The 21,966-nt window shown below is 45.0% G+C and carries 21 protein-coding genes; 9 read left to right on the top strand and 12 right to left on the bottom strand.

All coding sequences use genetic code 11. The features are described from left to right. Positions 1-8: 8 nt before the first annotated feature. The 6 genes from ACO0K1_RS11500 to ACO0K1_RS11475 form a co-directional block, all read right to left on the bottom strand. Entirely contained in the window at positions 9-860 is an 852-nt protein-coding gene (locus tag ACO0K1_RS11500; RefSeq protein WP_423025789.1) for a DMT family transporter, read from the bottom strand. A gap of 201 nt (positions 861-1,061) precedes the next feature. Beyond that, positions 1,062-1,613 (bottom strand): AraC family ligand binding domain-containing protein, encoded by a 552-nt coding sequence (locus ACO0K1_RS11495; RefSeq protein WP_423025787.1) that lies wholly within the window; start codon positions 1,611-1,613, stop codon positions 1,062-1,064. A 49-nt stretch (positions 1,614-1,662) separates the two neighbouring features. Continuing rightward, positions 1,663-2,970, bottom strand: a complete 1,308-nt coding sequence (locus ACO0K1_RS11490; RefSeq protein WP_423025785.1) for an amidohydrolase family protein — start codon at positions 2,968-2,970, stop codon at positions 1,663-1,665. Positions 2,971-4,130: 1,160 nt separating this feature from the next. After that, a complete protein-coding gene (locus tag ACO0K1_RS11485) occupies positions 4,131-5,255 on the bottom strand; it encodes a hypothetical protein (RefSeq protein ID WP_423025783.1) in 1,125 nt (374 codons plus the stop codon). A gap of 18 nt (positions 5,256-5,273) precedes the next feature. Beyond that, the gene (locus ACO0K1_RS11480; RefSeq protein ID WP_423025781.1) at positions 5,274-6,488 is read right to left on the bottom strand and encodes a DUF3419 family protein; all 1,215 of its coding nucleotides are present in this window, start codon (positions 6,486-6,488) and stop codon (positions 5,274-5,276) included. A 246-nt stretch (positions 6,489-6,734) separates the two neighbouring features. After that, positions 6,735-7,157 (bottom strand): hypothetical protein, encoded by a 423-nt coding sequence (locus tag ACO0K1_RS11475; protein WP_423025779.1) that lies wholly within the window; start codon positions 7,155-7,157, stop codon positions 6,735-6,737. Positions 7,158-7,527: 370 nt separating this feature from the next. Between ACO0K1_RS11475 and ACO0K1_RS11470 the strand changes: the two genes are divergently transcribed. Then, a complete protein-coding gene (locus ACO0K1_RS11470) occupies positions 7,528-7,791 on the top strand; it encodes a hypothetical protein (protein WP_423025777.1) in 264 nt (87 codons plus the stop codon). Between the two features lie 608 nt (positions 7,792-8,399). On the opposite strand, the gene ACO0K1_RS11465 is transcribed toward ACO0K1_RS11470, so the two are convergent. The 6 genes from ACO0K1_RS11465 to ACO0K1_RS11440 all read right to left on the bottom strand — a co-directional run bounded on the left by ACO0K1_RS11465 (position 8,400) and on the right by ACO0K1_RS11440 (position 12,161). Further along, positions 8,400-9,056: a PEP-CTERM sorting domain-containing protein gene (locus ACO0K1_RS11465; RefSeq protein WP_423025775.1), complete on the bottom strand. Its 657-nt coding sequence runs from the start codon at positions 9,054-9,056 to the stop codon at positions 8,400-8,402. A 466-nt stretch (positions 9,057-9,522) separates the two neighbouring features. Continuing rightward, entirely contained in the window at positions 9,523-9,726 is a 204-nt protein-coding gene (locus ACO0K1_RS11460; RefSeq protein ID WP_423025774.1) for a hypothetical protein, read from the bottom strand. Between the two features lie 11 nt (positions 9,727-9,737). Next, positions 9,738-10,136: an FKBP-type peptidyl-prolyl cis-trans isomerase gene (locus tag ACO0K1_RS11455; protein ID WP_423025845.1), complete on the bottom strand. Its 399-nt coding sequence runs from the start codon at positions 10,134-10,136 to the stop codon at positions 9,738-9,740. A gap of 67 nt (positions 10,137-10,203) precedes the next feature. Next, complete coding sequence (locus ACO0K1_RS11450) at positions 10,204-10,476, bottom strand: hypothetical protein (protein ID WP_423025772.1); 273 nt, start codon at positions 10,474-10,476, stop codon at positions 10,204-10,206. Beyond that, positions 10,476-11,177: a substrate-binding periplasmic protein gene (locus ACO0K1_RS11445; protein WP_423025770.1), complete on the bottom strand. Its 702-nt coding sequence runs from the start codon at positions 11,175-11,177 to the stop codon at positions 10,476-10,478. Before ACO0K1_RS11445 ends, ACO0K1_RS11450 begins: the two co-directional genes overlap by 1 nt. Positions 11,178-11,267: 90 nt before the next feature. Then, positions 11,268-12,161 carry a LysR family transcriptional regulator gene (locus ACO0K1_RS11440; RefSeq protein ID WP_423025768.1) on the bottom strand — a complete coding sequence of 298 codons (894 nt, stop codon included), beginning with the start codon at positions 12,159-12,161 and terminating at the stop codon, positions 11,268-11,270. Between the two features lie 154 nt (positions 12,162-12,315). Between ACO0K1_RS11440 and ACO0K1_RS11435 the strand changes: the two genes are divergently transcribed. The 8 genes from ACO0K1_RS11435 to ACO0K1_RS11400 all read left to right on the top strand — a co-directional run bounded on the left by ACO0K1_RS11435 (position 12,316) and on the right by ACO0K1_RS11400 (position 21,497). Beyond that, on the top strand, positions 12,316-13,812 hold the full coding sequence (locus tag ACO0K1_RS11435; protein WP_423025766.1) for a CoA-acylating methylmalonate-semialdehyde dehydrogenase: 1,497 nt from the start codon (positions 12,316-12,318) through the stop codon (positions 13,810-13,812). Between the two features lie 25 nt (positions 13,813-13,837). Beyond that, positions 13,838-14,884, top strand: coding sequence for an NAD(P)H-dependent flavin oxidoreductase (locus ACO0K1_RS11430; protein WP_423025764.1), 1,047 nt, complete (start codon positions 13,838-13,840; stop codon positions 14,882-14,884). Between the two features lie 24 nt (positions 14,885-14,908). Beyond that, positions 14,909-16,534 carry a GMC family oxidoreductase gene (locus ACO0K1_RS11425; RefSeq protein ID WP_423025762.1) on the top strand — a complete coding sequence of 542 codons (1,626 nt, stop codon included), beginning with the start codon at positions 14,909-14,911 and terminating at the stop codon, positions 16,532-16,534. Between the two features lie 173 nt (positions 16,535-16,707). Continuing rightward, positions 16,708-17,481, top strand: a complete 774-nt coding sequence (locus ACO0K1_RS11420; protein WP_423025760.1) for an ABC transporter ATP-binding protein — start codon at positions 16,708-16,710, stop codon at positions 17,479-17,481. Continuing rightward, entirely contained in the window at positions 17,478-18,200 is a 723-nt protein-coding gene (locus ACO0K1_RS11415; protein WP_423025758.1) for an ABC transporter ATP-binding protein, read from the top strand. Before ACO0K1_RS11420 ends, ACO0K1_RS11415 begins: the two co-directional genes overlap by 4 nt. Positions 18,201-18,281: 81 nt before the next feature. Beyond that, complete coding sequence (locus ACO0K1_RS11410) at positions 18,282-19,493, top strand: ABC transporter substrate-binding protein (RefSeq protein WP_423025756.1); 1,212 nt, start codon at positions 18,282-18,284, stop codon at positions 19,491-19,493. Between the two features lie 127 nt (positions 19,494-19,620). Continuing rightward, positions 19,621-20,505 (top strand): branched-chain amino acid ABC transporter permease, encoded by an 885-nt coding sequence (locus tag ACO0K1_RS11405; protein WP_423025754.1) that lies wholly within the window; start codon positions 19,621-19,623, stop codon positions 20,503-20,505. An 11-nt stretch (positions 20,506-20,516) separates the two neighbouring features. Continuing rightward, a complete protein-coding gene (locus tag ACO0K1_RS11400) occupies positions 20,517-21,497 on the top strand; it encodes a branched-chain amino acid ABC transporter permease (protein ID WP_423025752.1) in 981 nt (326 codons plus the stop codon). The last annotated feature ends 469 nt before the right edge of the window (positions 21,498-21,966 follow it).

Below are 21,966 nucleotides of genomic sequence, written 5' to 3'. Positions count from 1 at the left end.
TGGGACACTTACTGCTTGGTCGCCCGACGTCCCCATTCAGCGGCAACAATGATCATCAACGCTGATACGATAATATTGGTACGGAACGGCTGTCCAGTTGAAATCACAACGACAATCGTCGAAAGTAAAGGCGTGAGGAAAGCAAAAACACCTATACGTCTTGGATCTCCGTGCTTAATTGCGGCATCCCACAGAAAAAACGCACCACCAAGAGGGCCAATTCCAAGAATCGATATTTTTACTACATCTGCAGAAGATAAGGTTACCGCTGGTTCAAATATAAAATGGCACCCCAATGATAGTACACCTGACACCGCAGCAAAACTACCCACTGCTGCAGTATCAAAATGCGGTACCCGTCTTGTACCCAATGAATACGTTGCCCAAATAAGTGCAGAAAAAAAGGCAAACAAATAACCCCAATGAAACCCACCGCTCAGCTCTTCAGCGCCATATTTGCGTCCGAGGATAGCCACAGCGGCGCCAGCGAAACCAAGCAAAGCAGCACCAATGTGTGTAGCTTGCAGCTTGGTTCCTGGAATGACCAAAGGTGCCAGTACGACCATACCAAGAGGCCATAAATAATTAATGAGATTCGCTTCAACAGCAGGTGCTGTCCGCAATGCGATAAAGAAAAGCAGGTGAAATCCAAACAAGCCGTAAATACCTAACAGCATCGTAGGAAACGGTATTTTCCATGCAGACAATTTGAACCCAGAAAGAGGAAGTGCAATCAAGCTTCCAATAATCAGACCTAAGCCTGTCAGCAAGAAAGGTGGCACATGCGTCAATGTTACGCTAAGTGCAGCAAGAATCGCCCAGAGGGCAATAGCGGAGAGGGCGAGTAGGTCAGATTTCATAGTTCATTAGTGTACCGAAATACTCACCATCACGACGCTGATCTATCGTCGCATTTCGCTTGTGTTCTTTTACTGATCGCGGCGAATGCCGGCCGTTAGAGCAGAAGGGGAGTCGTAACCTACGTGTCGGGCAGCATCAGCAACGCTCATTCCCTTTGCCCTTAATACGCGCGCCTGATCATATCGCAGTCGCCGTAGCCATTACATGGGACTGTATCCCAGCTCAGCATAACAACGCGCCCGGAACTGGCTTTCGCTTAGATTCACTTGCTCAGCCAAATGCATGGCTGTTAATCGCCTAGAAAGTTGGCTTTTGACCCAGTTGGTTAGTTGCCCCCAATCAATCGGACGACGAAAACGGCGTCGTGCTGTTGAGTTTCCCCATGTTTGCGCTAAAAGCAAACTACTCAATTCATAGGATATCGGTAGGTTGGAAGATAACGCTACCTGAATATAACGTGCAAGATGATCAATCGCGTCGATGGAACATGGCACTCGTGGCCGTGCTGCCCAGCCAGCATCCTTTGTATTCAGCACGAGACAACGATTAGCGTTGTGTGATTCGAAATTATGTCGTTCATCGGGAGCAATGATGATGCCTGTTCCCGCACTTAAATTTACTCCTTTTCCCTCGATTTCAAGTTCCAGATTGCCTTGCAGGCTCCACAGCACTTGAAAATGGTCATGATAATGGCTACCTGGCGAAGGTCCATAATTCATAATTGACATCTCAGGAATGAATGTTTTACCCATGTATTTCGCTTTATATTTTGCTTTATATTTAGCCTTAGCCTGAGTCTACTTATTTGATCTCTTTAATGACTTCACCGCTTTTCATCACAAATTTAATAGACTGTAATAAGGTAACGTCGTTTAATGGATCTCCCTTTACACCGATGATGTCTGCATAACGACCTACTTCAATCTCGCCAACATCAGCGGTACGTCCCAACGCATTAGCTGCATTGACGGTGGCTGCCTGTATCGCCTGGATAGGCGTCATCCCCCAATCAATCATTGTTTTAAACTGCCGGGCATTATCGCCATGTGGATAAATACCGGCGTCGGTACCGAACACCATTTTTACACCTGCTTTTAAGGCGTTTTTGAAACTTTGGCGTTGTTTTAGACCAATCATGCGTTCTTTTTCCAGTGATTCAGGAAAAGTGCCATTCTTTTCGCCTTCAGCAAGAATGTAATCATCATTATAAATATCCATTGAAAACCAGGTACCGTGTTGTTTTGCTAGTGTGTAGGCTTCATCGTCGGCCAAACTAGCATGTTCAATGGTGTCTGCGCCGGCACGAATCGCGTCTTTAATGCCACTTGCACCATGCGCATGTACCGCAACTTTAAGACCTAGCATGTGTGACTCATCAACTAATGCTTTCATTTCTAGTAATGAATATTGTTGACCACTAACAGAATCAGTTTTTGAAAACACACCACCCGTTGCGCAGAACTTGATGACTTCAGCACCATATTTTCTGAGTTTGCGTACTGTTGCACGAATTTCATCAGGGCCGTTCGCGACGCCAGGTGTGGGAACCGTTAAAGACGGCGGAAATTCTGTCGTATCACAATGACCACCTGTTGCACCGATGGCATAAGTTGCAGGGATAATTCGCGGGCCCGGAATTTGGCGTTCTTCGATCGCTTGTTTTATAGCGACATCATCATAATTTGATGAGCCAACATTACGTACGGTGGTAAATCCAGCATCCAAGGTTTTTTTTGCATTTGCCACGCCGACAGCGGTCCAGAAGTTATCGGTAAATTCCAAGCCACGATAGCCTCCATAGTGCGGATCGCTGGTCAGATGCACATGCATATCAATGAACCCCGGCATGATCGTGATTCCCGGAAGTTCGATTTTTCGAGCACCGGCTGGAATGGTTGCACCAACTTGCTCTACGGCAACGATCCGACCATTACGGATTGTTATTTGTGGATGATTGAGGAAGGTGCCTTTGGCTACGTCGAGCATTTTGTCGGCGGTCACCACAACCGTTATTGGTTCTTCTTTATTCGCGGCCTTTGCCCCTGAATGTAACGTTAATAGAATGATATTCGCTGTTAAACACCAAGTTATTAAACGTAATTTCTGCATAACGCTGTCCTGTTTTTATTGAAATGGTGAGCCAGTTTAAGCGATCGAATCCGTATGCGATCTTGTATAGCAAGGTTGGATTTATTTTTTCTTAAAGTTCAGTACGATTTTTTTCATTTTTGTTGTTGGTGATTAAAACAGCAGGCGAGACAGTAAGCAAGACAGTCATCTCTCCTTCCTTAGCGATGTCTATCGATCTAAGTAACGGATTCTAAAGGATATTTTTGGAAAAGAGTTAACGGCTCTTTTTGCTTGTTGAGAACATTTAATTTAATAACTTTATATATAAATAGTAGTTATTGTTAACGGTGGTACCTAGCTGTGGATAAGTCGGTTTACATCCACAGAATCAATTGTTTAAGTAATTTATAACCCAGTGAAAAAGAGATGTATATCCACAGGATAGTTTTTGTATAAAAAAATCAGTTTTTATATAAAGTGGAGTTACTCACAATGCATACAGTGGATATCATTCTACTTATCCACAGAAATATTTTTAAATTTGTCGTTTTTTAAGGAAAATTTTAAAAAAACGTCTTAAGTACCAAGGCAAATCAGCGTTTTGATTGGGATGAAGGTGAATTTATATCGTTAATAAACCTGAGCGATAGCAAAAACCATATTTTTTACTAACAATGTTTATTTGAAGAAATGCATTGTTTTTAGTAATTCAATTTGGAAAAAAAATTATTTTTATTTTTTTGAAAATTGTCTTTGAAAAAAAAAGAAAAGAAGAAAAAAAAGAAAAAGAAATTTTTTAAGTTGCTGATGATTTTAGGCTTTTATTTTAAAAACGTTTAAAACAGGTTTACTTATATAACTTAGTTTATATATACATAGTAGTAATGGTTAACGTCGCGATTTTTTGTGGATAACTCTATATTTATACACATAAACAAAGACTTATTCGCTGTATAGATGTTCGGATAAGTTATGTATGTTTTGATGATAGATTTGGGATAAGAAATTGCAGCGACAATTTAAATCTAGTTTTCCCCAATCTATGCTGGGGATATAAGGGTCTTTATCCACAGGCTATTTGATAAGAAAATTATCACGAAATAGCCTTTTTGGCTGCGTATAGTGCTTAGTCAAGTGTGCATTTCGGTCAGTTCACTGTGACAAAATATTGACTCAAACATATTCAAAATACTGTATTTTTAGAGACCATCGGCGCGTTTCAACAAATTTGGTGCGCATTGTTGAAAGAGTTTTATAAATACATCTGAATAATATTTTTGCTGTTTTGGCAGATGATGATTGTAAATCGCTGTATATTCCATCGCCGGTGTTCCAGCACGCGCTCGTTTGAACTGACTTGCGCCGGAACTATAATGCAATCGATAGTCCCGATTTTTTGCTTCGCGTAAAAGGATGGCCATCAAGCGGCGGTATAAACCCAATTCTTGTGGCAATGTTGTGTCATATCCTATCAATGGCGTTGTTAGCCAACCGCTTTCCGGGTGCATGTAGAGTCCCACAACACCAACCCAACGGCCTTGCCAGCGTAAGCCTATCAGTTCAAGAAAGCTGGTTTCCAGACACAATGAAAAGAAAGCCGGACTGAAATCAGGATTGAGATACGAGTGCTTGTCGATAAATAGTTGTTGGAACAAGAGACGTAAAGCATCGAGATCATTCGGGGTTAATGATTCTTGAGTCACTATTTCAACCGTATTATCGAGCAATAATTTAGCGTCTTTTTTAACGTGGTTGTGTTTCCAGACCTCAGTTTTTTGAGGATCACAGAGATAAATCATCCGTGTTGGAAGCATTTTCCAGCCTTGCTGAGACAAGTTTGTCATGAGTGAGGGAGTCACTTCAGAACAAATATTTCGTATCATCAATGGGCGCTCGGGATGTTGTTCGCTTACGGTTGCGGTTATATGGCTAATGTCGTCCCTATGCCAATTTGAATAGAGATTTGTCGATATCAGATAATTGGCGATGATCACTGACTGATCTAATTTACTGGCTTGCATTAAAGCGGCCAACGGCCCGAAAACGACGCACGAGCCAGCTTTTGCAACATGAGCTAGCATCGGGGATAAATGACGTAAGGCTTCTTGGCGAGCATAGCGTAGCCAGGTTGAGCGAGGGCTGGCGACATAGCTCTCTTTCCAATCGCTATTCTCAAGCAGGGTTACGGGATAGCTGTGGCCGGCAATATCAACAGAGTCGATCTCTGAATGAACATTGTTGACCCAATGGTTACCACCGCGTGAACGAGCGGTTAGCAACCATAAGGCATCGGCCACTAAACGTGGCGGAAGTGGCGTAGTCAATTGGGCGCTTAATTCTGATCAAATTTTGGTGTACAGATGCATGCCACCGTAAATCGCAGACCTGTCGGTAGCATATAAAGCGCGATTTTTTTCAGTGTCCGTATGCCAGAGAGCGAGAATTGATGCGGGAAGTTTTTTTTCTAATGGCGAAGTCTCACCACCTGTACGAAATACGACTTTTGCATTAGGTGCCGCAGTACGGGTTACTTCTGTCCATAGTTCGGTGAGTTGTTGTTGATCCATCCAATCCTGTGCATCCAAAAACAGATAGGCATCCATGGAATTGCGCGGTTGCTGTTGCAAAAAGTTTGTCAATGTTGTGTGATGTGGATGCAAGCGGTCAATGTTGTCGCGCAGGGTATTGAAATGATGTTCTTGAAGATATAGCGGTAACGCTTTTTGTTTGCTCACGTCGTAGCGACGTCCTAATGCTTGTTGGGCAAAGCAGTTTTCTTCTAAAGGGAAATCGCAGCAAAGGTGGCGCATTCTTTCTTTGAACAGCAAATGCAAACCATTTTTTGCATCTTCTTTGAGCGCGTCAAATTGCGATGGTGGTATGCCCAGGCTATAAAGCGCCAGAGGTTGTTGCGCCATTAATTTAAATAGTGTTGTTTCAAAGGCTGGTGCAACGTATTGATTGAATAACTCACGTTGTTCATCGATATTCCGTGCTTCGAGCATTTTACTTAAGTTGCCGCCCATGAAACGGACAAAGTGATGAGCAAAGCCAATGAAATTTCCTAATAATCCGTGTTGGTATGCTTGCTTTGCAAAGTAGTGATAACGTGGTTGGCCTGAAATTGACCGGCTTTCCCAGAAATTATTCGCGTCGTTGGATAAATTGTCTCGAATATGGCGTTTGTATCGTTTGATATTGTCACTATGATTGGCATCACCAAGGTAGGCCAGAACTGCTTCGTAATCAGGCAAATGTTTGATCGCCATTTGCTTCATATTGAGCATAGCTAAATGCGCTGCATTGAGATCCACAGCGTGAACAGCAGCAGGATTTGCAGATAAATAGGCGAGTGCATTGCAGCCACCAGAAGAAATCGTCAGGATATTCGCGCCTGGCTTTAGTTGTAGTGCATCAAGGTCTGATTGCGGGTCTTCCCAGATCTGCGCGTACACCAAGCGGCTGAACCAATGAGCGAATAGCTTATCGGCAAGTCCTTTACGGCCTGAAGTTGTGGAATTAAATACGGCGCTGTCGATCAATGCTTTGCTTGACATACTAGTCTCCGGCGATAGTGAGTAATTTCCGCAAAAAACTTCTGAATCCAAGACGTGCATAAATAGAATTTATATAGCAGGTCCTGAATGAAGATTACTTGCGCTTATTTTTACTTAGCGGTAGCAGTGACTTTAGGGCGCGGAGGTGACAAGCAAGTGACAGCTTGATGAATATTTAATGAAAAAGCTTATTTGATTTTTAACTATGGTTTTTTTGTATGTCGAAACAGACTCAGCAAAAAGGGGTTATCTTTCTCGTTGGTGCCGTATTGTTAAACGCCGGCGGCGGGCTTGAATAAACAAATATAATTGATAAGCAAAATAGAGCGACGCCAACACTGGCATCGAGGCAATTAAGATGTAGACGAGCCCGGTGACTGGAACGTCACCTGACCAGGTTCGTATGGGATCATTTGCATGAGGATTTTTCTTTTCTTCGGGCATTTTGGGTAAATCAATCTGAACGCCTTGGTTTTTTGTCGTGTTGTCGCCTGGTTCGACAACAATCACTGATTGTGTTGGTTGTACTTTCGTTTGTATATTCGTTTGTACATTCGTTTGTACATTCGTTTGTACATTCGTCGGTGCGGTTGACGTCGTTTGATCCGCAGCGAAGCATGGGAGGGCAAAAAAGTGCAATGCGACGATCAGGGCGAGCTTGATTTTCATTATATTGATTGGTGTCAGGGGCTAGTAAATCGATTGAATTTAGATTGAATTGCTCGGTGGTTGACACTGCATTTTATCGAGGGGCAGGTATCACAGAAGTTGGTCGATATGATTCATAGCGCTTCAAATCGGTCTAAATAAATAGTCGAGACGCAAGTTGGCTATTTTATAGAACATTGATTGAATTAGCCGAATTATCGACGTCTGCGGTTTTACCTCAGTTTTCCAACCTAAGTAGCGTGATTCTTATTCACCACAGTGTTTAATTTTACAAAAAATGTCAAAGCATCTATTTATTATAAATTAGCTATTAGTAATTCAAATTTTTATGCTAATTTGTTATTTATTCTACTAATAATTAGGTGGGGACATGTCTGGAATCGTCAATTTCGCGCTATCTCTTTTTGTTATGTTGTTAATCTCAGCTGCAAGCTTGCGACAGTCGCGAAAGTTAATGAATTTTGCTTTCGCAACCTTGGTGTTATCCGGGTTTGTTGGTTGGTATGAATACATTTTCCCTGCCGGAATACAACCACTTTTCTTCTTTGGCACCTTCGCATTAGTGATCGTGACCTGTTGTTTTTTTTATTCAGTCTATAATTTTGAGTGTATTCGTATCGAAGATATTGAATAAATTGACTTGAATAACTGAGTTTGGTGATCGATTGATTAACTTTAGACCGCGACAGCGACTCGAACGGCATTGTTGAATAGATCGAAATTTCATTAGGTATGTAAGCAATTTTTCATGATTCTCGTCGATTTGCCATGCTACCGAACAAGCATATTTTTGGCAACAACATGAAAGCACGCGGATTGCCTTAGTAATAAGCTGAGGTATAGATCAGTGCATCTGGATCAAACAGAAAACAAATCTGCGAATGTTTGTGCCTATAAGGATATAAAAATGGCCAAAATCCGAAGTCGGTTTAGCTTATTTTGACTTGTTCAACAACGTCACTCAAGTGGCCTTTTAAGCGGGTAGGTTCGACTATGTCCACGGTAACTTTCACTGTTTCATGTATTGTGTAGTATCAGAAGCTGATACATATTGCTACTTGCTTAGTTTATAATCTCTTGGGCTTAAACTAGAAGGTATGTTTAATTCATCAACAATTCCTTGCACTGACCTCAAATTGAGATTGTTGTGCCCGTGTTGAGCGGCCTGGCGCTTATCCTTAGGAGTGATAATCCACGTAAAAACGGAGGCCTAAGCCCCCGTTATTTTCTTGGCAAACCGTTTTAGGCTTGCTTCGCTTTGCGACGACTCAAACAAAGGCCGAGCAATCCCAATCCAACTAGAGCCATAGACTCTGGCTCGGGGACATTTTGGGAACTGCTGAAGGTCAATACATCAGCCATTACATATGAGGTGCCGTGGTTTCCGTTCCAGTTTGCATTGTTGTTCGGGCTTTTGCCACCTGAATTATCCCATGCCATGCCGCCGTCGATTGAAGACTTGGTGCCACGCTCAACAGTGTCATAGCCAGTACCGGCCAATCCAGCAGAGCTGAGGTAAGCCACATACTTTTGACCTGCAACTAAATTCAGACCACCTGTGGCAACGGTAACCTCAGTAAATGAGCTGTAGGCCCCAGAAACGGCGGCGGATGTGAACAATGCGGAACCTGCGCCGCCTCCTGTCCAAGTTGCGACACCATAGTAATAATTGGTACCCGTACCTTGCAACCAAAAGCTAATACTATCCAAAGATGTAGCGGCGCTCGGTGCCGTAAAAATCTCGCCGTAGGTCGTGGTGTTGCCGCCATTTCCGCCAGAGATATTACCAATAGAGCTCCCATTTGGGGTGTTCGTATAAACAACATTGGCGTTCGCAGTACCAAGAGTTGTCAGTGCTACTACAGCAACGGACAAAAATTTAGAGATGACGTTTTTCATGGATTTTCCATTTGATTTGTAGATACGTAAGCTAGTAGCAAATAACGAGCCATGTTAAACTTTTCGTTGCATATCAACAAGTTAGATAACAACGTCGTAACATCTAGACCGTAACTGTCAATTTTACCGACACCGCCATACCTAGATTGATAAGCCTTGATGAATTGATGTGCGATGCCGACAGCGATCTACTTGATGATCGTTTTGGAATAAAGGATCGTTGCTCTTGCTCAGGTTTTCAAGCTTTTGTCTTTTTATGGCGAATTCGTAAATGACTTGCCATTGAGGTTTGGCCGCTCCTGATTAAGGTAGATTAGCACCTATCGCCAGATGGCACTGTTAAGTTAATTTTAAACAAATTGCTGAATCTAAATTGCGATCGAAAAGGAGCAAGATACAGAAGAAATTTACGCTATGGCGGATGCTGAGCGAATAACTTATGACCAACATGCAAAACGACTGCACATCATCTAACGAAAATTTTTTGCACTTTGTAAATGACTACCATACCTGAAAAAATAAGAGGTAACGCTAAAGATTGATAAGAACCGTTGAGCATGCCAACTGGTTTTGAATCTTCGCATTCGCCACTCTCGCTCGCACGTTGGTTGTTGAGAATTTTCTGCGCGTAGTTGGCATTTTTATCCTGCACATGCTCAAATGTAGTCATTAATGTAGTCGTTATTTTACGTCGACTAATTCAACATCAAAAATCAAGGTTGCATTACCAGGAATGATATTGCCAGCCCCCCGCGCACCATAAGCCAACGATGGCGGTATGATTAAGGTGCGTTTTCCGCCGACTTTCATTCCGACGACGCCTTTATCCCAGCCTTTAATCACTTTGCCGATGCCGATTGGAAAGCTGAAGGGATCGCCGCCAGTCGAAGAGTCAAACTTGGTACCGTGCTCTTTGTTTTGCAACGGGTCATAGAGCCATCCTGTGTATTGGACGACGGCGATATCACCAAGTTTGGCTTCTCTGCCAGTACCGACTTTGATATCGATTTTTTGTAAGTTCTCGCCAAAAGTTGTGTTTTCATTGGCCGTCTGTGCCACACTATAATCTGTGGATAACATAGTGAATAAGCTCAGCAGGGCGGCGAGTAAACGAGATTTCATATAGCAGTGATCCTTGTTCAAAGGGTTAATTTTCTTGTTGTCGTGATCGTTGCAGTTTTTGTTCAAAAGCAACGTCAAGTTTGCTGGCTTTTTTGGGTGCTTGTTTCTCGAGTCCATTGACCAAACTGACAAAAGCATCAATTTCTAAAGGCTCGTGTACTGGCATCGGCGCGCCACCTGCCGTACTTAAGGTCAGGTAAAAACGACCATCAGCCATAGTCACCATCGAATAAATACCTTGTGTGCTACGTTCTTTCAGGCGTTGAACTGCATTGCTCGCTTTCGTTGTGCGTGCCATTATTTAAGTCCGTTTTTGCGTAAAATTTTGTCCATGGTGCCATCATTATCCAGAATCTTGTTGATTTTATTGAATAAGTCGATTCTTTGTTGATCCATATGGAGATTACAAAGCATATTGAGTTCAATATTTTTATATTTGATGGCGGGTACGATTTGTTTGCCAAAACCTTGTTGTTCGGCGATATACATACCGTGCAGTTCGGAAACAATCCAATAATCCAAGCGTTTGTTGATCAGTAAGCGAGGGTTTTCTTCGTCTTCACCCGCAAAGACGATGTGATAGCCTTGTTCGGCTAACTGCAGGCCGGTTGCGGCATTGCGGTAAGAACCAATAGCGAAAGGTTTTGCATCATCGAAGCGTTTTAATACCCGCTGACCCTCTTTTCGTGCATAAAGAATCCAGGTGTCCGTCGTCAGAGGCCCCACCCACTTATACAAATTTTCTCGCTCGGGTGTTCGCCGAAGACCAAATACACAAGTATTTTCTGCACTCAGTGTTGCATTCAGACCTCGCGCCAGGGATGTGCTGCTCAGACTAGGCGTTTCCCCTGCTCGCTTCATTATTTCCAGGACTTTATCGACCAAAAAACCGTGAATTTCTGCACTTTTTGTCTCCGTGTAACTGAATGGTGGAAATTCTTGAATAACCAGCTTAATACTTTCGGCCTTTCCTATGCCAGGAAGCAGAAAAATACTCATAGTGAGGCTAATCAGGCAGCGCTTTAACACTTTCTTTTTGTCCGGTCAGATTAATACGGCGATTGATAAAACTAAATCAAAAAAAGGATTTTAGATGATTAACTTCCAACATTGGCTAACTAGTTGAAAACTCTCCAATATCATGGCTTCATTTTTACGCTTATCCTGACAAATTAAGCTTAATTCTGTTTTGAGACTGACTTCATCGGCGATGACCAGCCCATGCAAGTGGGCTTCACGCATAGCGATTGAGTCGCGAATTAAACTTAAACCAACGCCCGATTTCACCAGATCCAACATTGACTGCTCCTGGTCAACTAAGGCCACTTTGTTGGGAGTGATATTGTGTGCGGAAAAAATTTTACTTAACAGCCGGTGATGTGCTGATTCTGGAGGCGTCCAGATCCATGGTAATTGTGCCAATTTTTCCCAATTTTGACCGAGCACCCGACTATTCCATCCACCCGGCGCCACAACACGATAAGTAAAATCCGTGAGTACTAATCGGTGCAATGGCGTTTTGCCGTCGCCAGGCAATTCTCCTAGATAAAAGCCGATATCTAGTTGCCCTGCTCGTATTTGCTGTAACACCCACCCTGACATGCCATGCTGCATCCGCGTCGCGATCTGGGGATACGTTTCGACTAACCGCTTGAGAAAGACCCCTAGACGCGTAAATTCCGGATCGAGAATGGTACCGATGGCCAGTTCTCCGGATAAAGTCGAGTGGAGCGCGTTCGCCGCTTGCCTGAATTCAGCGCTACTTGCCAATACCCGCTCTGCATAGGGTAATAGTTTGGCACCATCATTGGTCAGACTCATCCCAATGCTATTACGAGTAAATAATTGCAAGCCGAGTTGTTCTTGCAAGGATTTAAGTTGCAAACTGACAGCCGGCTGCGTGACATGCAGTCGCTCGGCTGCACGGGTCAGATTACCTTCGCGGGCGATGGTGATAAAAGCGCGCAGCTGAATGAAGTCCATGTGAAGAAGAGAAGAAAAATGATCTGGTCAACGGAAGAAAGTCGTAAGCATTATAAGTAATTTTTATATTGCTACTGATAATAACTCATTGGATTTGCAATGGCGAGTGAATTAATCTCATAAAAAAACATCTTTCTTTAATTAAGGTTCTCTTATGACATCCGTACTGCAACACTACATGAATGGGCAGATTTTTCCATCAACCAGTGGTCGTCAACAAGACGTCTTTAATCCGGCTACCGGTGAAGTGGTGGCGCAGGTTGCGTTAGCCAGCGTTACTGAAGTCGATACCGTTGTTGCTGCAGCGAAAGCGGCTGCTCCAGCCTGGGCGGAAACGGCGCCATTGAAACGCGCGCGGGTGATGTTTAAATTTAAGGAATTACTCGACCAACATCATCGTGCACTTGCCACTTTAATTACCCGCGAACATGGAAAAGTATTGTCGGACGCGATGGGGGAAGTCACTCGAGGTATTGAGATTGTCGAGTTTGCCTGTGGTATGCCGCAATTATTGAAATCACAGTTTTCCGACAATATTGGTGGTGGTATCGATAATTACAATTTGCGTCAACCACTTGGCGTGACAGCAGGAATTACGCCATTCAATTTTCCATTCATGGTACCGATGTGGATGGCACCACTTGCGATTGCAACCGGTAATACGTTCATTTTGAAGCCTTCCGAACGTGATCCTTCTTGTGCATTAATGATCGCAGACCTATTGCGTCAGGCTGGTTTGCCAGACGGTGTTTTTAATGTTGTTCAAGGTGATAAAACGGCTGTTGACGCGTTGCTGCAACATCCGGATGTGGCGGCGATTTCCTTTGTCGGATCAACGCCGATTGCTGAATACATTTACAGCGAAGGGACACGTTTAGGTAAGCGTGTACAAGCCTTAGGCGGCGCGAAAAATCATTTGGTGGTGATGCCAGATGCCAATTTAGAACAAGCAGTTGATGCGTTGATGGGCGCGGCGTATGGCTCTGCCGGGGAACGTTGTATGGCGATTTCAGTGGCGGTAGCAGTGGGTGATATTGCAGATCAATTAGTGGATGCAATGGTGCCGCGAGTTCAATCATTAAAAATAAAAAATGGCATGGAAAGTGATGCCGAAATGGGGCCCGTTGTTACTGCAGTACATAAAGCAAAAATCGAAGGCTACATTGCCGATGGAATAGCGGAAGGTGCGACGCTGTTGGTTGATGGCAGAGGTCTTCAAGTACCAGGACATGAAGCGGGATTTTTCCTTGGCGGTACTTTATTTGATCACGTTAAAGAAGGCATGAAAATTCATCGCGAAGAAATTTTTGGACCGGTATTATGTATTGTTCGTGTACCTGATTTTGCGTCTGCTGTTGAGCTTATTAATCGCCATGAATTCGGGAACGGGGTTTCTTTATTTACGTCTGATGGCAATACGGCACGTGAATTTTCTCGTCGCATTCAAGTAGGAATGGTTGGTATTAATGTGCCGATTCCAGTGCCAATGGCCTGGCATTCTTTTGGCGGTTGGAAGCGTTCATTGTTTGGTGATATGCATGCATATGGCGAAGAGGGTATTCGCTTTTATACGCGCTATAAATCGATTATGCAGCGCTGGCCAGATAGCATAGGCAAAGGGGCGGAGTTCACAATGCCAGTAGCCAAATAAATTTCTTCTACGAAAAGGAATAAGCATGCTGCGACTACAAGAACTGTTTCCTCACCCTATTATTCAAGGTCCGATGGCTGGTGGCGCTTCAACACCCGCCTTGGTCGCCGCGGTGTCAAATGCGGGTGGACTCGGGTCTTTAGCGTGTGGCATGTTGTCGCCTGAAAGCATGTTGGAGAAAGCCTGGGAGATAAGGCAAGCGTGTAGCTTGCCATTTGCCATGAATTTATTCGTCCAGAAAACACCATCACCATCGGCGCAAGAAATACAACAAGCATGTGAATTATTGCAACCGATCTGGTCGCAGCTGGGTATGAGCGACTTACCGGTTCCGACCAAGTGGTGCGAAGATTTTGACGCGCAATTTGAAGCCTTATTAAACGTCAGTCCGGCAGTTGCCAGTTTTACTTTTGGTATTTTGAATCAAGCGCAAATTCAGCAACTACATGCTGCTGGCATCGTGGTGATAGGTACTGCTACCCATCTTGCCGAAGCGCAGGCGTGGCAAGAACTGGGTGCCGACGCGGTTTGCTTATCTGGTGTTGAGGCGGGTGGTCATCGCGGAACCTTTATTGGTCAGCAAGAAGCAATCAATTTTACGACACTGGAATTGTTAGCGCAGGCGGCGTCAGTGTTGCGTAGTCCCATCATTGCAGCAGGCAATATTGTGACCGGAGAGGACGTTGTTGTTGCTCTTTCTGCCGGTGCACAGGCGGTGCAAATGGGAACGGCTTTTTTAGTCACACATGAATCTGGAATTCATCCTGCTTACAAACTGAAATTGTTGACAACGACGTCTGATATGACGCGCCAGACAAGAGCGATTACGGGACGTTATGCGCGTGGACTTGATAATCAATTTATGCAATTGATGGCAACGGTTGCTGATCAGGTTCCTGCTTATCCTGTGCAAAATGCGTTAACCGCTGCGATCAGAGCGGCGGCCGGAAAAAGTAATAATACAGAATTGATGTCGATGTGGTGCGGACAAGGTATTGCGCGGGCACGGCCAATGGGGGCGACTGAATTGATGCACAATTTGGTCAGTCATTTGACGATGCACATGGCGTAACAAAAAAAGAATAAGGAAAAATCCATGGAATCCGCAGGACAATTTGATTATATCGTGGTGGGTGGTGGCAGCGCTGGCTGTGTGTTAGCGAACCGCTTGTCCGCATCGCCAGCGAACCGAGTGTTGTTGGTCGAAGCAGGCGGCAAAGATGATTATGTGTGGATACATATTCCGGTCGGCTATTTGTATTGCATCAATAATCCACGCACCGATTGGATGTTTCGCACTGAACCAGAAGCGGGCTTAAATGGCCGTAGTTTGATTTATCCACGCGGCAAAGTCTTAGGTGGCTGCTCGTCGATTAATGGCATGATATACATGCGTGGACAAGCCCGTGATTACAACGAATGGGCATCCCTGACCGGCGATGATAGCTGGCGCTGGGATCAAGTCTTACCTTGGTTTAAAAAGAGTGAAGATCATTACAGTAGTGATAGTGAGTTCCATCGCCAGGGAGGAGAGTGGCGCGTTGAAAAGCAACGTTTATCGTGGGAAATTTTAGATGCATTCCGGGATGCCGCTGAACAAGTCGGCATTCCAAAGACGGATGATTTTAATCGTGGTGACAATGAAGGTTGTGGCTACTTCGACGTCAATCAAAAACGTGGCATACGTTGGAATGCGTCAAAGGCGTTTTTGCGTCCTGCAATGAAACACGAAAATCTGACCATTATGACCGGATGTCAAGTGAAGCGATTGCGTTTCAAGGATGACGAACAGGGAAAGCGATGTGTTGGTGTGGAATTCGTTGGTAATGGGCAGGAATGGTTCGCCGAATCTATTCATGAGACCGTGTTGGCCGCGGGAGCGATTGGTTCGCCTGCTATTTTGCAACACTCAGGTGTCGGCGATGCAGCGTACCTGCACAATTTAGGGATCCCAGTCGCCCATCATTTGATGGGTGTCGGGTCGAATTTACAAGATCATTTACAAATTCGTTCGGCATTTAAAATTAGTGGTGCTAAGACACTCAATACTATGGCTAATAGCTGGTTAGGAAAAGCGGCGATTGGCTTGGAATATGCGTTTAAACAGAGCGGACCGATGTCCATGGCACCATCGCAGTTGGGTGCATTTACGCGGTCTGATCCCGAACAACTAAGCGCAAATCTTGAATACCATGTACAACCGTTGTCTCTGGAGAAATTTGGTGATCCCTTACATGATTTTCCTGCTTTTACGGCGAGTGTTTGTAACCTGCGTCCAAGTTCGCGTGGTCACGTGAATATCGTTAGTCAAGACCCCTTGGCCGCACCGAAAATTGTTCCTAACTATCTGAGCACACCTGACGACCGAAAGATCGCCGCGGATTCGCTCACCTTGACGCGAAAAATTATTGCCGCACCTGCCCTGCAAAAATATCATCCTGAAGAAATGAAGCCTGGCGCGCAGTTCCGGACAGAAGAAGAATTAGCACGGGCGGCGGGTGATATTGGCACAACGATATTTCATCCGGTTGGCACTTGTAAAATGGGACGTAAGGATGACGTCAGCGCAGTAGTAGATAGTCAGTTGCGCGTGTTTGGTATTCGTGGTTTGCGGGTGGCAGATGCCTCGGTGATGCCAACGATTACCTCGGGCAATACCAATTCTCCAACGATCATGATTGCAGAAAAAGCGGCGATGCATATTCTTGAAGACAGGCAATAAAAAATTCTTTTGTTTTTCGTTGTTTTGGCTCTTGCACAGATGAGGAAATACTCGTTACTATCAATGCCAAACTAAAAAAAGTCATTTGATGAGTTTGATCTCACAGAGAAAAAATGCCCGCTGCAATGACAGCGGGTTTGTCATGTTTTAGGCAAGACAATAAAGGAGATGAGATGACCCAAGTCATCCTGGAGACTAAGCACCTGACTAAGGAGTTCAGAGGCTTTACTGCGGTCAATGATGTTAACCTGCAAGTACAGCGGGGACATATCCACGCCCTGATTGGCCCTAACGGTGCCGGTAAGACCACGTGTTTCAATTTACTGACCAAATTTTTAAACCCGAGTTCTGGTCAGATTCTCTTTAATGGCCGCGATATCACGGCCAATAAGCCAGCTGAAATTGCTCGTCAGGGGATCATTCGTTCCTTTCAGATATCTGCGGTGTTTCCACACATGACTGTGTTAGAAAATGTGCGTATCGGTTTGCAAAGAGCACTAGGTACGTCGTTTTCTTTTTGGAAAAGCGCGACCTCGCTCAATCAGCTCAACGAAAGGGCAATGGAATTGCTAATCCAAGTCGATCTGGCTGAATTTGCCGATACGATGACGGTCGATTTGCCTTACGGACGTAAGCGTGCACTGGAAATTGCAACCACTCTGGCAATGGAGCCGGAAATGATGTTGCTGGACGAACCGACACAAGGCATGGGGCACGAAGATGTGCATCGCGTGACGGAATTGATTAAAAAAGTGTCGGCTGGCCGCACCATTCTCATGGTTGAACACAATATGAAAGTCGTGTCCGGTATTTGTGACAGAATTTCCGTACTTCAGCGAGGTGCGATACTCGCTGAAGGTAGTTATGCTGAGGTATCAGAAAACCCCCAAGTGATGGAAGCCTACATGGGTAGCACGAACGCTGAACTGGAAGGAGCGCACGCATGAATTCCAATGCGCAAACACCGAGTCTGAAAATTTCAGGATTACAAGCCTGGTATGGTGAATCGCATATTTTGCATGACGTTAATCTGCGTGTAAATCAAGGTGAAGTGGTGACCATATTGGGCCGTAATGGCGCGGGACGTACGACAACCATGCGTGCCATTATGGGTTTGACTGGTCGACGCCAGGGTTCGATCAAGGTCAATGGTGTAGAGACCATCGCCTTACCAACACACAAGATCGCCCATCTTGGCGTCGGTTATTGCCCTGAAGAGCGTGGCATTTTTTCGTCTTTATCCACAGAAGAAAATCTGCTGCTGCCGCCAGTGGTGTCTCGTCACGATGCAGGCATGTCGGTAGAAGAAATTTACACGATGTTTCCTAATCTCGAAGAGCGTAAGCATAGTCAGGGGACGCGTTTATCGGGTGGTGAACAGCAGATGTTGGCGGTAGCCAGGATTTTACGTACTGGCGCCAGATTATTGTTGCTTGATGAAATTTCGGAGGGCTTGGCGCCGGTCATCGTACAAGCGTTGGCACGTATGATTCTGACCCTGAAAGCGAAGGGTTATACGATCGTGATGGTGGAACAGAATTTCCGTTTTGCTGCGCCGTTGGCAGATCAGTTTTATGTGATGGAACATGGACAGATGGTGGAGAGTTTTTCTGCTGTGCAGTTGCAAGAAAAAATGCCGGTGTTGAATCAGTTGTTGGGCGTCTGATGTTGGATGAACAGAAGTGAAAAAAAATTGTCTGCAGTCTAGTAACTGTAGGTAAAGATCCTTATCTCTTGGAGAAGACACATGAAAGCAAAATCTAAAATTATTTCGTTGGCGGTAGCGATGATATGCGCGGGCGGTGCGGGTACTGCCGCTGCGCAGGTGTCCGGTGATGTCGTCAAAATCGGATTTATCTCCGATTTGTCGGGTGTTTATTCCGATATTGATGGTAAAGGCGGTGTCGAAGCTATCAAGATGGCGATTGCCGATTTCGGCGGTACGGTACTTGGAAAGAAAATTGAATTGGTGACTGCTGATCATCAGAATAAGGCGGATATTGCAGCGAGCAAAGCACGTGAGTGGTTTGATCGCGATGGCGTTGACATGCTCATTGGCGGTACCAATTCCGGCACTGGTTTATCGATGGCAAAAGTCGCCGCAGAAAAGAAAAAGCCGTTTATTTCTGTCGGCGCAGGTACCGCTGTGTTGACCAATGATGAATGCACACCGTACACGATTCACTATGCGTATGACACTGTGGCACTGGCAAAAGGCACTGGCTCAGCGGTCGTTAAACAAGGTGGCAAGAGTTGGTATTTTCTGACGGCCGATTATGCGTTTGGTGCTGCATTAGAAGGCGATACAACTAAGGTTGTGAAAGCGAGCGGCGGTAGCGTCGTTGGCTCAGTCAGACATCCATTGTCAGCATCTGATTTTTCCTCGTTTTTATTGCAGGCACAATCTTCTAAAGCGCAAATTCTCGGCTTGGCGAATGCCGGTGGCGACACGATTAACGCTGTTAAAGCGGCGAACGAATTTGGCATTACTAAGACCATGAAACTGGCCGGTTTGTTGATGTTCATTAATGATATTCACTCTCTTGGCCTGAATCTGACCAACGGTATGTATCTGACCGACAGTTGGTATTGGAACCAATCGCCGGAAGCACGTGCGTGGGCGCGACGTTATTTTGAAAAAATGAAGAAAATGCCGTCTAGTCTGCAGGCTGCTGATTACTCTGCAACGATGCAATATCTGAATGCAGTTAAAGCGGCGGGTAGCGATGATACGGACAAAGTAATGGCGAAATTACGCACTGCAAAGTTCAATGATTTCTATGTCAAAAACGGTTATGTACGCGCTGACGGCAGCATGATCCATGACATGTATCTGATGCAAGTAAAGGCACAAGCGGATTCGAAAGAGCCATGGGATTACTACAAAGTGATTCAAACTATTCCGGGTGAACAGGCATTTACGACCAAAGCTGATTCGAAGTGCTCTCTTTGGAAATAAATCTGCATAGATCATAGTGCTGCGTGGTAGGTGTCCGGGTTGTTGAAGTGGTTCATTGACCTGGACATTTACTTTCTTAGGTCTCCTTTCGTCTCGGTCTGTTGACGAAATTTTTTTGAAGAGTGCCATGGAAATATTTGGTATTCCGCTACAAGCGATGCTGGGGCAATTGTTGCTCGGCTTGGTCAACGGCTCGTTTTATGCGATGTTGTCATTGGGGTTGGCGGTTATTTTTGGCTTACTCAATGTGATCAATTTTGCGCATGGCGCCTTGTACATGATGGGTGCTTTCCTTGCGTGGATGGGGATGGAATACTTCGGCATTAATTATTGGTGCATGTTGATTGCTGCCCCTTTGATTGTGGCTGTGTTCGGTATCGTGATTGAGCGAACGATGTTGCGCTGGTTGTATAAGTTGGATCACCTTTATGGACTATTGCTGACGTTCGGAATCACGTTGATGTTGGAAGGCATTTTCCGTTCCGTGTACGGTGTGTCAGGTCAACCTTATTCTGTGCCAGAAGCATTAAGTGGTGCGACGAATTTAGGGTTCATGATTTTGCCAAACTATCGTGCTTGGGTGGTGATGGCTTCTTTGGTGGTTTGTTTTGCGACCTGGTTTGTGATTGAGAAGACTAAGTTGGGCGCGTATTTACGAGCAGGGACAGAAAATCCGAAATTGGTGGAAGCATTTGGTGTCAATGTGCCACTGATGGTGACACTCACATATGGCTTTGGCGTGGCACTGGCGGCTTTTGCGGGGGTTTTGGCTGCGCCTGTTATCCAGGTTTCACCGTTGATGGGTTCTAACCTCATTATTACGGTATTTGCGGTGGTTGTAATTGGTGGTATGGGGTCGATATTGGGTTCGATTTTGACGGGCCTGGGCTTAGGTGTGATCGAAGGGCTGACGCGTGTGTTTTATCCCGAGCTTTCTGCCACGGTCGTTTTTATTATCATGGCTATCGTGTTGATGATCCGTCCCGCCGGTTTGTTCGGTAAAGAAAAATAATCGGAGCTGAGATGAATAAAAAAATTGCTTATGCTGTTGCTCTGATGTTGTTGCTGTTGGCACCGCAGGTTGCTTATCCGGTATTTCTGATGAAGGTTTTGTGTTTTGCGCTGTTTGCTTGTGCGTTTAACTTACTGATTGGTTTTACTGGTTTGCTGTCGTTTGGACATGCTGCGTTTTTTGGCGCTGCTGGTTACGTGACAGGGTGGTTGTTACGAGATGCTGGATGGTCGTTTGAAGCGGGTATTTTCGCGGGCGTGCTGGTGTCCGCTGGCATAGGTTTGGTGATGGGTTTGCTGGCAATCCGACGCCAGGGTATTTATTTTACGATGATCACCTTGGCGCTTGCTCAAATGCTGTATTTTGTTTTTTTGCAGGCGAAATTTACCGGTGGCGAAGATGGCTTACAAGGTATTCCGCGCGGGAATTTATTTGGCTTTCTTGCGCTGAGTTCTGATCTCGCGATGTATTACGTTGTACTGGCGATTTGCACTGCTGGCTTTGCGCTGATCGTCCGCACGATTCATTCACCGTTTGGTCAGGTATTGAAAGCGATTAAAGAAAATGAAGCCCGCGCTGTATCGTTGGGTTATGACGTTGATCGCTATAAATTATTGGCTTTTGTCTTGTCTGCGGCGATTGCTGGTCTTGCTGGTGCTACAAAGACAGTGGTGATTGGGTTCGAAACGTTGACGGATGCGCACTGGGCAATGTCGGGTCTGGTGGTCTTGATGACGTTGGTTGGTGGTCTCGGTACCATGATTGGGCCTATGGTCGGCGCAGTAGTTATTATCGCGCTCGAAGATAAGTTGGGGGATATCGGTAATTGGCTGGCCGATGTTTCGCACGTGGACTGGTTTCGGACACTGGGCGACTCCGTGACGATGGTGACTGGATTTATTTTTATTATTTGCGTGCTTTTGTTCCGTAAAGGAATTGTTGGAGAATTGGCCGGTCTGTTCGGCACGAAGCAAGGCTCCGGTTCGCATTGAATGGTTGTGTATTGTCAGACAGAAGGCCCCGCTCGTATTCGCGGGGCTTTTTTATTTGCTGCAGTCTTTCCGTGATGGTGTGCTGGGGTCATTTAAAGGTGTTTTGGGGCTTTTTTCTTCAATTGATATGTTCATTGTAGGGTGGATGAAATATCGCCTTAAAAGGCGTCTGGACGAGTTTTAGCGTGAAACGGAAGTGTCCATCTTCTTGTAGGGGCTGTGTGAAAGTTGGAGATTGTCCACAGGTGCTATTCATTTGATTTTTTTGTAGGTTCAAGTGCTTGTGGAAAAGTGCTTAGTTATCCACGGAGATTTTTATGCTTTTGTGATTAGGGCATTTCAAAACAGCATATTTTTTGTGCTGACAGGTGTAAATAACTTCATATTTTTCCACAGGCATGACAGGCATGATAGGCACGATGGTCAGCGGTATTTGGATAATAAGAATGTAGAGCAGGGAACTCGCGTG

The sequence above is a fragment of the Undibacterium sp. SXout20W genome (assembly GCF_049340285.1).
Lineage (GTDB): Bacteria > Pseudomonadota > Gammaproteobacteria > Burkholderiales > Burkholderiaceae_D > Undibacterium.
This window is presented reverse-complemented; position numbering and strand designations above follow the sequence as displayed.

Coding starts and splice junctions, on each gene's coding strand:
- ACO0K1_RS11470 (WP_423025777.1), top strand. CDS start 7,528: ATGTCTGGAATCGTCAATTTCGCGCTATCTCTTTTTGTTATGTTGTTA.
- ACO0K1_RS11490 (WP_423025785.1), bottom strand. CDS start 2,970: ATGCAGAAATTACGTTTAATAACTTGGTGTTTAACAGCGAATATCATT.
- ACO0K1_RS11465 (WP_423025775.1), bottom strand. CDS start 9,056: ATGAAAAACGTCATCTCTAAATTTTTGTCCGTTGCTGTAGTAGCACTG.
- ACO0K1_RS11425 (WP_423025762.1), top strand. CDS start 14,909: ATGGAATCCGCAGGACAATTTGATTATATCGTGGTGGGTGGTGGCAGC.
- ACO0K1_RS11450 (WP_423025772.1), bottom strand. CDS start 10,476: ATGGCACGCACAACGAAAGCGAGCAATGCAGTTCAACGCCTGAAAGAA.
- ACO0K1_RS11475 (WP_423025779.1), bottom strand. CDS start 7,157: ATGAAAATCAAGCTCGCCCTGATCGTCGCATTGCACTTTTTTGCCCTC.
- ACO0K1_RS11405 (WP_423025754.1), top strand. CDS start 19,621: ATGGAAATATTTGGTATTCCGCTACAAGCGATGCTGGGGCAATTGTTG.
- ACO0K1_RS11435 (WP_423025766.1), top strand. CDS start 12,316: ATGACATCCGTACTGCAACACTACATGAATGGGCAGATTTTTCCATCA.
- ACO0K1_RS11445 (WP_423025770.1), bottom strand. CDS start 11,177: ATGAGTATTTTTCTGCTTCCTGGCATAGGAAAGGCCGAAAGTATTAAG.
- ACO0K1_RS11460 (WP_423025774.1), bottom strand. CDS start 9,726: ATGACTACATTTGAGCATGTGCAGGATAAAAATGCCAACTACGCGCAG.
- ACO0K1_RS11420 (WP_423025760.1), top strand. CDS start 16,708: ATGACCCAAGTCATCCTGGAGACTAAGCACCTGACTAAGGAGTTCAGA.
- ACO0K1_RS11400 (WP_423025752.1), top strand. CDS start 20,517: ATGAATAAAAAAATTGCTTATGCTGTTGCTCTGATGTTGTTGCTGTTG.
- ACO0K1_RS11440 (WP_423025768.1), bottom strand. CDS start 12,161: ATGGACTTCATTCAGCTGCGCGCTTTTATCACCATCGCCCGCGAAGGT.
- ACO0K1_RS11415 (WP_423025758.1), top strand. CDS start 17,478: ATGAATTCCAATGCGCAAACACCGAGTCTGAAAATTTCAGGATTACAA.
- ACO0K1_RS11500 (WP_423025789.1), bottom strand. CDS start 860: ATGAAATCTGACCTACTCGCCCTCTCCGCTATTGCCCTCTGGGCGATT.
- ACO0K1_RS11410 (WP_423025756.1), top strand. CDS start 18,282: ATGAAAGCAAAATCTAAAATTATTTCGTTGGCGGTAGCGATGATATGC.
- ACO0K1_RS11480 (WP_423025781.1), bottom strand. CDS start 6,488: ATGTCAAGCAAAGCATTGATCGACAGCGCCGTATTTAATTCCACAACT.
- ACO0K1_RS11430 (WP_423025764.1), top strand. CDS start 13,838: ATGCTGCGACTACAAGAACTGTTTCCTCACCCTATTATTCAAGGTCCG.
- ACO0K1_RS11455 (WP_423025845.1), bottom strand. CDS start 10,136: ATGTTATCCACAGATTATAGTGTGGCACAGACGGCCAATGAAAACACA.
- ACO0K1_RS11495 (WP_423025787.1), bottom strand. CDS start 1,613: ATGGGTAAAACATTCATTCCTGAGATGTCAATTATGAATTATGGACCT.